The 11,473-nt window shown below is 38.2% G+C and carries 11 protein-coding genes; all 11 read left to right on the forward strand.

The window, feature by feature from the left end:
• Window positions 1–613, forward strand: a 613-nt coding sequence (ribF, locus tag V7149_RS15885; RefSeq protein ID WP_335346583.1) for a riboflavin biosynthesis protein RibF, incomplete at its 5' end; no start/stop codon positions are given.
• 122 nt (window positions 614–735) lie between these two features.
• On the forward strand, window positions 736–1,005 hold the full coding sequence (gene rpsO / locus V7149_RS15890) for a 30S ribosomal protein S15 (RefSeq protein ID WP_066288899.1): 270 nt from the start codon (window positions 736–738) through the stop codon (window positions 1,003–1,005).
• Window positions 1,006–1,223: 218 nt separating this feature from the next.
• Window positions 1,224–3,344 carry a polyribonucleotide nucleotidyltransferase gene (gene pnp / locus V7149_RS15895; protein WP_335346584.1) on the forward strand — a complete coding sequence of 707 codons (2,121 nt, stop codon included), beginning with the start codon at window positions 1,224–1,226 and terminating at the stop codon, window positions 3,342–3,344.
• 168 nt (window positions 3,345–3,512) lie between these two features.
• The gene (locus V7149_RS15900; protein ID WP_335346585.1) at window positions 3,513–4,502 is read left to right on the forward strand and encodes a polysaccharide deacetylase family protein; all 990 of its coding nucleotides are present in this window, start codon (window positions 3,513–3,515) and stop codon (window positions 4,500–4,502) included.
• Window positions 4,503–4,541: 39 nt separating this feature from the next.
• Window positions 4,542–5,777 carry a M16 family metallopeptidase gene (locus V7149_RS15905; RefSeq protein ID WP_335346586.1) on the forward strand — a complete coding sequence of 412 codons (1,236 nt, stop codon included), beginning with the start codon at window positions 4,542–4,544 and terminating at the stop codon, window positions 5,775–5,777.
• 114 nt (window positions 5,778–5,891) lie between these two features.
• Window positions 5,892–6,146, forward strand: coding sequence for a YlmC/YmxH family sporulation protein (locus V7149_RS15910; protein WP_335346587.1), 255 nt, complete (start codon window positions 5,892–5,894; stop codon window positions 6,144–6,146).
• Window positions 6,147–6,400: 254 nt separating this feature from the next.
• Window positions 6,401–7,300: a dipicolinic acid synthetase subunit A gene (dpaA, locus tag V7149_RS15915; RefSeq protein WP_335346588.1), complete on the forward strand. Its 900-nt coding sequence runs from the start codon at window positions 6,401–6,403 to the stop codon at window positions 7,298–7,300.
• Between the two features lies 1 nt (window position 7,301).
• Window positions 7,302–7,901 carry a dipicolinate synthase subunit B gene (gene dpaB, locus V7149_RS15920; RefSeq protein WP_335346589.1) on the forward strand — a complete coding sequence of 200 codons (600 nt, stop codon included), beginning with the start codon at window positions 7,302–7,304 and terminating at the stop codon, window positions 7,899–7,901.
• A 142-nt stretch (window positions 7,902–8,043) separates the two neighbouring features.
• Window positions 8,044–9,093 (forward strand): aspartate-semialdehyde dehydrogenase, encoded by a 1,050-nt coding sequence (gene asd, locus V7149_RS15925; RefSeq protein WP_335346590.1) that lies wholly within the window; start codon window positions 8,044–8,046, stop codon window positions 9,091–9,093.
• A gap of 150 nt (window positions 9,094–9,243) precedes the next feature.
• Window positions 9,244–10,506, forward strand: coding sequence for an aspartate kinase (gene dapG / locus V7149_RS15930; RefSeq protein ID WP_335346591.1), 1,263 nt, complete (start codon window positions 9,244–9,246; stop codon window positions 10,504–10,506).
• Window positions 10,507–10,508: 2 nt separating this feature from the next.
• Window positions 10,509–11,375 carry a 4-hydroxy-tetrahydrodipicolinate synthase gene (gene dapA, locus V7149_RS15935; protein ID WP_335346592.1) on the forward strand — a complete coding sequence of 289 codons (867 nt, stop codon included), beginning with the start codon at window positions 10,509–10,511 and terminating at the stop codon, window positions 11,373–11,375.
• Window positions 11,376–11,473: the final 98 nt, after the last annotated feature.

Consider the following 11,473-nt stretch of genomic DNA (forward strand, 5'->3'; position numbering starts at 1 on the left):
ATATTTAATAGATCTAAATGTAAAACATGTGATCGCGGGCTTTGATTATACATATGGCAGAATGGGAAAAGGAACGATGGAAACATTGCCATTTCATTCAAGAGAAAAGTTCGCCTTTACAGTCGTTCCAAAATTAGCATCTAATAATGAGAAAATTAGCTCAACCTTAATTCGTTCAATGATTCGTGAAGGCAGAATGGAAGATATTTCACCTATACTAGGCAGGTATTATTCTACTAATGGCATCGTTATTCATGGAGATAAAAGAGGAAGAACAATTGGATTCCCTACGGCGAATATTGAATTGAAAGACGATTATATTCTTCCCCCTACCGGAGTTTATTGCGTCCGAATTAACACCGATGGAAAATGGCATGAAGGAGTATGCAATGTCGGCTATAAGCCAACTTTTAATAAAGAAATGTCGAAAAAGCCATCTATAGAGGTTCATATTTTTGATTATAATCAAGAAATATACGGACAAGAAGTAAAAGTTGAGTGGCACTTGCATTTACGAAAAGAACAAAAATTCAATGGCATAGAAGAACTTGTTGCTCAAATCGAAAAGGACAAAAGGGCGGCGCTTACTTACTTTGAAAAAAACAATGTTTAGCCTTGCATTTTGTCATAAAAAGTTGTATTCTTATTAACGTATCAAAAGAACCTTTGCTTGGCAAGTCGAGTCACCGACGCTTGCTCGGTAACAGGGGATTTACTATTTAGGAGGTGAAACGGATGGCAATCACTAAAGAACGTAAAAATGAACTAATCAATGAGTATAAAACTCATGAGAATGATACTGGATCTCCAGAGGTTCAAATCGCTGTCCTTACTGAGGAAATTAACAAACTGAACGATCATTTACGTACTCATAAGAAAGACCACCACTCACGTCGCGGTCTTTTGAAAATGGTAGGTAAACGTCGTAACCTGTTAACTTACCTGCGTAACAAAGATGTTCAACGTTACCGTGAGTTAATTAACAAATTAGGTTTACGTCGATAATAAGAAAAGCGGGAGTTTTCCCGCTTTTTTATTAGCTTAAAAAGAACACATGTTTACATACATAAAAGAGTCATTTTAACTTGTAATAAATTTGTACATACTATACATACACAGATTTTATACTTTAGTAGCATTTTTGTTCGATAATGTTTAGGTTTAGGTTTCCAATTCAATTCGCTAAACCTCCATTGTGAAAAGGTAGAGAGGGGTTACAAAATATGGGACAAGATAAACATATTTATTCTATAGATTGGGCTGGCCGCAAATTAACTGTTGAACTTGGACAGTTAGCCAAACAAGCAAATGGCGCAGTGTTAGTTCGCTATGGAGACACAGCTGTATTAAGTACGGCAACGGCATCAAAGGAGCCGAAAAATTTAGATTTCTTTCCATTGACAGTCAATTATGAAGAAAGATTATATGCTGTTGGGAAAATACCTGGAGGATTTATTAAAAGAGAAGGCCGTCCAAGTGAAAAAGCTATTTTGGCCAGCCGCTTAATTGATAGACCAATTCGCCCATTATTTGCTGATGGTTTTCGTAATGAAGTACAAGTAGTCAGTATGGTAATGAGTGTTGATCAAGATTGTTCTTCAGAAATGGCGGCCATGTTTGGTTCTTCATTAGCACTAAGTGTATCAGATATTCCTTTTGGAGGACCAATTGCTGGAGTAAGTGTTGGTCGTATTAATGGTGAGTTCATTATTAATCCTACAGTTGATCAGGCTGATAAAAGTGATATCCATTTAGTTGTCGCTGGTACAAAGGATGCTATTAATATGGTTGAAGCAGGTGCTCTTGAAGTCCCTGAAGAAATCATGCTAGAAGCGATTATGTTTGGACATGAAGAAATTAAGCGATTAATTGCGTTTCAGGAAGAAATTGTAGCTGAAATCGGTAAAGAAAAACTTGAAATAGTTTTATTTGAACTTGATCAAGAATTAGAAGCTAAGGTACGTTCGATTTGCGAGCAAGACATGATTGCTGCTATTCAAGTTCAAGAAAAGCATGCACGTGAGGATGCTATTAAAGCTGTTAAAAATGCGGTACTTGCAAAATTTGAAGAAGAAGAGACAACGGAAGAAGACCTTAAACAAGTAAAACAAATTCTTGATAAAATTGTAAAAGGCGAAGTACGAAGACTTATTACAGAAGATAAGGTCCGTCCAGATGGGCGTGGCTTGGATATCATTCGACCATTGTCCTCGGAAATTGGTATTTTTGCTAGAACACATGGTTCCGGACTATTTACTCGTGGCCAAACTCAAGCTTTAAGCGTTTGTACATTAGGTGCACTAGGTGATGTCCAAATTCTTGATGGCCTCGGAATCGAGGAAGAAAAGCGTTTTATGCACCATTACAACTTCCCTAATTTCAGCGTTGGAGAAACGGGTCCGATGAGAGGGCCAGGCCGTCGTGAGATTGGGCACGGTGCACTAGGAGAGCGTGCATTAGAGCCTGTTATTCCATCAGAAAAAGATTTTCCGTATACAGTCCGTTTAGTTTCTGAAGTTTTGGAATCTAATGGATCTACATCACAGGCAAGTATTTGCGCAAGTACCCTTGCTATGATGGACGCTGGTGTTCCAATTAAGGCTCCTGTTGCGGGGATCGCAATGGGTCTTATCAAGTCAGGAGAGCATTACTCTATATTAACGGATATCCAAGGTATGGAAGACCATTTAGGAGATATGGACTTTAAGGTTGCTGGTACAGCTAAAGGGGTAACAGCATTACAAATGGATATTAAAATTGAAGGTCTTTCCCGTGAAATATTAGAAGAGGCCCTTCAGCAGGCGAAAATAGGCCGCATGCAAATTCTAGACTCTATGCTAAGTACAATTGCCCAGCCAAGAAATGAGCTATCTAAATACGCTCCTAAGATCTTGACGATGCACATTAACCCAGATAAGATTCGTGACGTTATTGGACCGAGCGGAAAGCAAATCAATAAGATTATTGAAGAAACTGGTGTAAAAATTGATATCGAGCAAGATGGTACAGTATTTATTTCTTCAACTAATGAAGAAATGAACCAGAAAGCGAAGAAAATTATTGAGGACATTGTCCGTGAAGTTGAAGTTGGACAAATGTATCTTGGTAAAGTAAAGCGAATTGAAAAATTCGGAGCATTTGTTGAAATATTTAACGGAAAAGATGGGCTTGTACACATTTCAGAGCTTGCTGAAGAGCGTGTTGGCAAAGTTGAGGATGTCGTATCAATTGGGGACGAATTATTAGTAAAAGTAACCGAAATTGATAAACAAGGCCGTGTTAATTTATCACGTAAAGCAGTCCTCCGTGAGCAGCGCGAGCAGAAAGAACAAGCACAAAAATAATTAGTTTCAAAGCGTGATTTATTATTAATGAAAGAGTCAGGATGGGATGGCCCCCCTGACTCTTTCCATATACATACCTTTTGTTAAAAATTAACCTTTCGTTAGAAAATGCAGCTCGTTCTACCTTGTCCTCTTAAAACATATGGTTTATGGAAGGAGGCAAGGAGAATGAAAAAGGTGATTCATTTAAGCATTATTTTTATTGTTGCATATCTTTTTGTTAACAATCCGTTATCGAACCAATACGTTTTGGGGCTAAAAGCTGATTCTATTTCTGTATCAAAACAAAAGGATCCTTTATATAATGAAATTACTGCAAGAGCAACAGACTATTATATTCCCCCGCAGGATGCGAAGATTGATCGAGTTTGGAAGGCGATTCCCGGATTAAATGGATTACAAGTTGATATAGGTGCTTCCTATAAAAAAATGAAAGCAGATGGCGAATTTAAGGATGAAAAGCTTGTTTTCAAACAAATTCTGCCTAAAGTTCAATTAAAGGATTTGCCGCCGTCTCCAACATATAAAGGGCATCCAGAGAAACAGATGGTTAGTTTTATCATAAATGTGGCATGGGGAAATGAGTATTTAACGGATATGCTAGCAACGCTAAAGGAGCATAACGTTTCGGTAAGTTTTTTCTTAGAAGGAAAATGGGCCCAAAATAATCCTGAATTGGCAAAAATGATAGAAGAAGCAGGACATGAAATTGGCAACCATTCATATTCTCAACCTAATATGGCAAAAATACCAACGAGTAAAATTAGGGAAGAAATTCAAAAAACGAATGAAGTCATTATGGCAATCACAGATAAGCCTGTACAATGGTTTAGTCCGCCAAGCGGAAGCTTTCGTGAAGACACAATACAAATTGCCTTACAGGAAAGCTTAAGAACGGTCTTATGGTCGGTTGATACAGTTGATTTGAAAAAGCCATCCAAAGAGGAACTGCTAAATCGTGTAATGGGTAAGGTTCATAATGGGGCGATCATCTTAATGCACCCTACAAGCCCAACAGAAAGGTCGCTAGATCAGTTAATTATTCAGCTGAAGAAGCAGGACTTTCAAATTGGAACCGTTTCCGAGCTTTTGAGTTCTGATCGAACGGCTGATAATCTTATTTTTGGAAAAGTTAATAGTAAGGAAAATAACAACTAAAATTATTGCATCTCTGTTAAAGGAACAGGAGGAACTTATTTGATTAAAAAGTACACATGCCAAAATGGTGTAAGAGTCGTATTAGAAAATATTCCACACGTTCGTTCCGTTGCCATCGGTGTTTGGATTGGAACTGGATCTAGAGATGAAAACCTAGAAAATAACGGGATTTCTCATTTTCTAGAGCATATGTTTTTTAAGGGGACAAAAACAAGATCCGCACGTGAGATCGCTGAATCATTTGACAGTATTGGCGGGCAGGTGAATGCTTTTACTTCAAAAGAATATACGTGCTACTATGCAAAGGTTCTCGATACTCATGCGGATTTTGCACTTGAGGTTTTAGCTGATATGTTCTTTAACTCTACATTTGTGGAAGAAGAGCTGAATAAAGAGAAAAATGTTGTATATGAAGAAATAAAGATGTATGAGGATACGCCTGATGATATCGTTCATGACTTGCTTAGTAAAGCCATTTATGAAAAACATCCACTTGGCTATCCGATATTAGGGACAGAGGAAACGCTTGCCACCTTTAACGGTGATACATTAAGAGAATATGTCCACAACATGTATACTCCTGAAGAAGTGGTCATTTCTATTGCCGGCAATATTTCTGATTCTTTTATTCGGGAAGTTGAAAAATATTTTGGATCCTATGAAGGCGGAAAGCATGAAAAAGTGAAGCAGAGCCTTGAATTCCATTCAAATAAGGCTGTTCGGAAAAAAGATACAGAGCAGGCACATTTATGTATTGGTTTTGAAGGACTGCAGGTAGGTCATTCAGAAATGTACAATTTAATTGTTCTCAATAATATACTTGGCGGCAGCATGAGCAGCAGGTTATTCCAGGATGTTAGGGAACAAAAAGGACTTGCTTATTCAGTCTTTTCTTATCACTCAGCCTACCAAGACGCAGGGATTGTTACACTCTATGGTGGAACTGGTGCTAAGCAATTGGATGTCTTATTTGAAACGATGCAAGAAACATTAAGCAAGCTTAAACAAGACGGAATTACCGAAAAGGAACTAAATAATAGCAAGGAACAGTTAAAAGGAAGTCTGATGCTCAGCTTAGAGAGCACCAATAGCCGAATGAGCCGAAATGGGAAAAATGAACTTTTACTGAAGCGTCATCGTTCATTAGATGAAATCCTTGAACAAATTGATGCTGTTTCTAAACAAGGTGTGGATGAAATGGCAAATTCCATATTCTCTGATAAATACGCCATTGCCTTGATTAGTCCTAATGGCGAGTTGCCAAAAAGTCTATAACTACTCATAACAGTCTGTTTAATTAGCAGACTGTTTTTTTGTTTATGGAAGCAAATTGATTTGTAGTCTAAATCATTATGAATATCGATAAATTGTATAGAGAGGGGGAAGGGCATGAGACTTAGTGAGCTGAGCGGAAAAGAAATCGTTGACGTAAAAAAGGCAGAAAGATTAGGGGTTCTTGGGCAAACAGATCTTGAAATAAACGAAAAAAGTGGACAAATCCAGGCATTAGTCATTCCATCTTTGAAATGGTTTGGACTCAAAAGGCAAGGAGATGAGATTCGTGTACCTTGGAGCCACATTAAAAAGATTGGAACCGATATGATTATTTTAGATATGCCGAATGAGGAAGAAGCAAACGAATAGAAAATTTTTAAGGGATTATTTAGATTGGCAGAAGCCAGTCTATTTTTTTTTGAAAAAATTCTTTTCAAAAATAAAAGTTAGGCTAAAACCCAGAGCCCACATACTTTTTCTCTCATTTGAAACCTTCCCAAACTCATATTTCAAGCCTTATCTTTACATGGAAAACTCACCGATTTAGCCTTTCGTACATAGGATGTTGAAGTAGTGAATTAACACAATACCTGTAACACTCTTTAGAAGAAGGTGAGGGTTTCATGCTAACAGACATACAAATTGCTGTTATTGGCGGAGATGCTAGGCAGCTGGAAATAATACGCAGACTAACCGAGCTGGATGCCAAGCTTTCATTAATTGGATTCGAACAATTAGATCATGCCTTTACTGGGGCTGTTAAAGAAAAAATGGATGAAGTCGATTTTTCAAATAAAGATGCTGTTATATTGCCTGTTCCTGGAACTGGCTTAGATGGTCAAATTGAAACAATATTTTCAAATGAAAAGGTGTATTTACGGAAAGAGATGCTATTGGAAACACCATCCCATTGTACGATCTATTCAGGGATAAGCAACTCATATTTAGACAGTGTAACTAAACAGGCAAATAGACGACTCGTTAATTTATTTGAACGAGATGATGTAGCTATCTATAACTCAATTCCCACAGTAGAGGGAACGATCATGATGGCCATACAGCATACAGATATTACTATTCATGGGTCAAAAATTACCGTTCTCGGCCTCGGAAGAGTTGGGATGAGTGTTGCAAGAGTCTTTGATTCTCTTGGAGCCAAGGTAAAAGTGGGTGCTAGAAAAAGTGAACATATTGCAAGGATTACGGAAATGGGTTTAGTTCCTTTTCATTTAAAGGATTTAGAAAATGAAGTAAAGGATGCAGATATTTGCATCAACACGATTCCACATTTAGTAGTTACAGCTTCTGTTATTGCAAAAATGCCGGTTCACACTCTCATTATTGATCTTGCTTCTAAACCAGGAGGGACAGACTTTAGGTACGCAGAAAAAAGGGGAGTAAAGGCATTGCTCGCACCTGGACTTCCTGGAATCGTTGCACCTAAAACAGCCGGAAAAATACTAGCGAAGGTTCTTTCCCAATTAATAAAAGAAGACAGTATTAACCGAAAGGGGAAAATTTAATATGAGTTTAAAAGGAAAACGTATCGGTTTTGGTCTGACAGGATCTCATTGCACATACGATGCGGTGTTCCCGGAAATAGAGAAGCTCGTCAACGCTGGGGCTGAAGTTTTGCCTGTTGTTACCTTTACAGTAAAAAGCACTGAAACAAGGTTTGGCAAAGGGGAAGATTGGGTACAGAGAATTGAAGAATTAACAGGAAATAAAGTGATAGACTCCATTGTGAAGGCAGAGCCGTTAGGTCCAAAAATTCCTTTAGATTGTATGGTGATTGCCCCCTTAACAGGCAATTCAATGAGTAAATTTGCAAACGCCATGACAGATTCACCTGTTTTAATGGCTGCAAAGGCAACGCTTAGGAATCAGAAGCCTGTTGTATTAGGAATATCCACAAACGATGCACTTGGCTTAAATGGCGTGAATTTAATGAGATTAATGGCAACGAAAAATATTTATTTCATCCCATTTGGCCAGGATGATCCAGTGAAAAAACCAAATTCAATGGTTGCCAGAATGACAGCTTTATCAGAAACGATTGAAGCAGCTATTAACGGTAAACAATTCCAGCCCGTACTTGTTGAAAGATATAAGGACGAGAATTAGAGTGTTTCCCCAATTTATCTAGCAAAAAGTTTATTACTTTAAAGAATGAATATGTTAAAATGTATGTTATTATAAGAAAATTCATTAAGTTTCTGTAATAATCTTTTTTGTTAGTAAGTATTTTTGAGAGGGGAAAAAACAAATGGAACAGAAAAAAGGTTTTCATGTAGCAGTTTTAGGAGCAACAGGAGCAGTAGGTCAGCAAATGCTTGACACACTTGAGAAAAAGAATTTTCCAATCGAAAAGTTAACATTGCTATCATCTGCACGTTCAGCGGGAAAAAAGGTGATTTTTAAAGGCGAGGAGCTAACAGTCCAGGAAGCAACACCGGATAGCTTTGCAGGAGTTGATATTGCACTATTCAGTGCAGGCGGTAGTGTTTCTAAAGAAATGGCGGCTCATGCGGTTTCCCATGGCGCAGTTGTTGTTGATAATACAAGTGCTTTCCGTATGGATGAAGATGTTCCGCTTGTAGTGCCAGAAGTCAATGAACACGACCTTCACAATCATAAGGGAATTATTGCAAATCCAAACTGTTCTACGATTCAAATGGTTGTAGCTTTAGAACCAATCCGTAAAAAATACGGTTTAAATAAAGTTATCGTTTCAACATACCAGGCTGTTTCGGGATCAGGTGCAGCTGCAGTTGAAGAGCTTCATGAACAAACAAAAGCAATCATAAATGGCGAATCCTTTGAGCCTGCCATTCTTCCTGTAAAAGGTGATAAGAAGCATTATCAAATTGCCTTTAACGCGATTCCGCAAATTGATAAGTTTACAGAGAACGGCTTTACATTTGAAGAAATGAAAATGATAAATGAAACAAAAAAGATTATGCATCTTCCTGAACTTCAAGTTGCAGCGACATGTGTGCGTTTACCAGTTGCAACCGGTCACTCAGAATCAGTCTACTTCGAAGTGAATGAAGAAGAGGTTAGCTCACAAGATATTAAAGGGCTTCTTCAAGATGCCCAAGGTGTTATTTTACAAGATGATCCGGACAATCAAATCTATCCAATGCCTGCAGATTGTGTAGGCAAGAGCGATGTGTTTGTCGGACGTATTCGCAAGGACTTAGATCAACCAAAGGGTTTCCATATGTGGGTTGTGTCTGACAATCTATTAAAGGGAGCTGCGTGGAACTCAGTTCAAATTGCAGAAAGCTTAATAAAACTTGGTTTAGTAAAATAACAAAGTTCACGTTTTATTTCTTTAAAAAGATTTGAGCGTAAAAAATAAAGGAGCTAGAGATTTTCTAGCTCCAAATATGATCGTTCCTCTTTATCAGCAAACCTATGGCATAATCTAAAAACCAATGAAGAGTTTTATAGAGGTGTAACAATGAAAATAATTGTGCAAAAATTTGGAGGCACGTCAGTTCGCAATGATAAAAGCCGGGCACATGCATTTAAGCACATCAAGAAAGCCCGACAAGAGGGTTATAAAGTAGTTATTGTCGTATCGGCAATGGGACGATTGGGTGACCCATATGCGACTGATACATTACTCTCTCTCGTAGAGACAAATAAATCCCTGATAAATAAAAGGGAAACAGATCTATTATTATCCTGTGGTGAAATCATTTCTAGTATTGTTTTTACAAATATGCTTTTGGAACAAGGCGTTAAAGCAACTGCCTTAACCGGTGCGCAAGCAGGTTTTCGAACTAATCACGAGCATACAAATGCGAAAATTATCGATATGAAATGTGATAGACTTCTTAAAGTACTTGAAGAGCATGATGTAGTTGTAGTAGCTGGATTTCAAGGTGCTGCAAAAAATGGGGATGTCACAACGATCGGCAGAGGCGGAAGTGACACATCTGCCGCAGCTCTAGGAGCAGCTCTAAATGCGGAATGGATTGACATATTTACAGATGTTGATGGAATTATGACTGCTGATCCAACTATCGCTGAAAATGCACGTCCTCTATCTATTGTCACATACACAGAAGTATGCAATATGGCTTATCAAGGAGCAAAAGTCATACATCCTCGAGCAGTTGAAATTGCCATGCAAGCTAAAATCCCCATTCGAATTCGATCTACCTATACAGAAAATTTAGGAACCCTTGTGACAACTTTTAATAAAGAACGGCAAGGAATAGACTTCACAGAAAGAATTGTTACAGGAATTGCCCATCTCCCCAATATTACACAAATCAAAGTACAGGCTAAAAAGGATCAGTATAATTTGCAAGCTGAGGTTTTTAAGGCGATGGCTAATGAAGGAATCAGTGTTGATTTTATAAACATTTATCCTAATGGCGTCAACTATACAGTTTCAGAAGAAATGACAGAGAAAGCCATTCAGATACTGGAAGATTTACATCATACTCCACTTGTCGAGAAGCATTGTGCTAAAGTATCTGTCGTTGGTGCCGGAATGCAAGGTGTGCCAGGTGTCGCATCGAAAATTGTTACAGCATTGTCAGAGCAGGAAATAAGGATTTTACAATCTGCAGATAGCCATACTACTATATGGGTTCTTGTGAAACAGCATGATTTAGCTAAGGCAATTAACGCTTTACATGATGCTTTCCAGCTTGAAAAGGATTATACAGTTCCTGAGAATATTGACTTATGGAAGATTAAAGGAGTGTAGCAATGATTCAGTTAGGCCGGGTTTCGACAGCGATGGTTACTCCATTTAATAGAAAGGGACATATTGATTTCCCTAAGACTACTCAGCTAATTAATCATTTAATTCAAAATGGAACAGAATCTCTTATTGTAGCAGGGACAACAGGTGAGTCTCCAACTTTAACGAATGAAGAAAAAATAGCATTATTCCAGCATGTGGTTAAAGCAGTCGAAAAAAGAATACCAGTTATTGCGGGAACTGGCAGCAATAACACATACGCTTCTATTGACTTAACGAAACGAGCTGAGCAAATAGGTGTAGATGGAATAATGGCTGTGGCTCCCTATTACAATAGACCAAATCAAGCCGGACTTTTTCAGCATTTCCAGGCAATTGCCGAAAGTACGAAACTGCCAGTAATGGTATATAACATTCCAGGCAGGGCAGCTGTCAACATTGAACCTGAAACCATTATTAGCCTTTCCAACATAAACAATATTTTTGCGGTAAAGGAAGCAAGCGGTAATTTAAATGCAATGGCTCGAATCATTTCAGAAACAGCTGAGGACTTTCAGCTATACAGCGGGGATGACGGATTGACAATCCCTGTATTGGCAATAGGCGGAAAGGGCATAGTCTCAGTGGCGTCCCACATTATTGGAAATGATATGCAAGAGATGATTCAAGCGTTTCTGAATGGCAAAATAGAGAAAGCAGCAAAGCTTCATCATCATCTCCTTCCAATCATGGAAGGACTCTTTGCAGCCCCAAGCCCTGTACCAGTAAAAACAGCGCTTCAATTAAAGGGACTTGATGTCGGCACGGTAAGATTGCCGTTAGTTCCGCTAACAGAGCAGGAGAGAAGTAAATTATCAGCTTTGCTACAATAAAAACTTACTATTAAAAGCCAATCAGTTTTTTGCCGATTGGCTTTTAATTTTACTAGAAAGGCCCACTCCGCTTTTCTTCTTGTCTAGCTTCAGCGCCT

The sequence above is a fragment of the Bacillus sp. JJ1503 genome, from assembly GCF_036965125.1.
Lineage (GTDB): Bacteria > Bacillota > Bacilli > Bacillales > Cytobacillaceae > Cytobacillus.

Bases quoted from the DNA above. Each gene is read 5' to 3' on its own strand.
- rpsO (WP_066288899.1), top strand. From the start codon at position 736: ATGGCAATCACTAAAGAACGTAAAAATGAACTAATCAATGAGTATAAA.
- pnp (WP_335346584.1), top strand. From the start codon at position 1,224: ATGGGACAAGATAAACATATTTATTCTATAGATTGGGCTGGCCGCAAA.
- V7149_RS15900 (WP_335346585.1), top strand. From the start codon at position 3,513: ATGAAAAAGGTGATTCATTTAAGCATTATTTTTATTGTTGCATATCTT.
- V7149_RS15910 (WP_335346587.1), top strand. From the start codon at position 5,892: ATGAGACTTAGTGAGCTGAGCGGAAAAGAAATCGTTGACGTAAAAAAG.
- dpaA (WP_335346588.1), top strand. From the start codon at position 6,401: ATGCTAACAGACATACAAATTGCTGTTATTGGCGGAGATGCTAGGCAG.
- dpaB (WP_335346589.1), top strand. From the start codon at position 7,302: ATGAGTTTAAAAGGAAAACGTATCGGTTTTGGTCTGACAGGATCTCAT.
- asd (WP_335346590.1), top strand. From the start codon at position 8,044: ATGGAACAGAAAAAAGGTTTTCATGTAGCAGTTTTAGGAGCAACAGGA.
- dapG (WP_335346591.1), top strand. From the start codon at position 9,244: ATGAAAATAATTGTGCAAAAATTTGGAGGCACGTCAGTTCGCAATGAT.
- dapA (WP_335346592.1), top strand. From the start codon at position 10,509: ATGATTCAGTTAGGCCGGGTTTCGACAGCGATGGTTACTCCATTTAAT.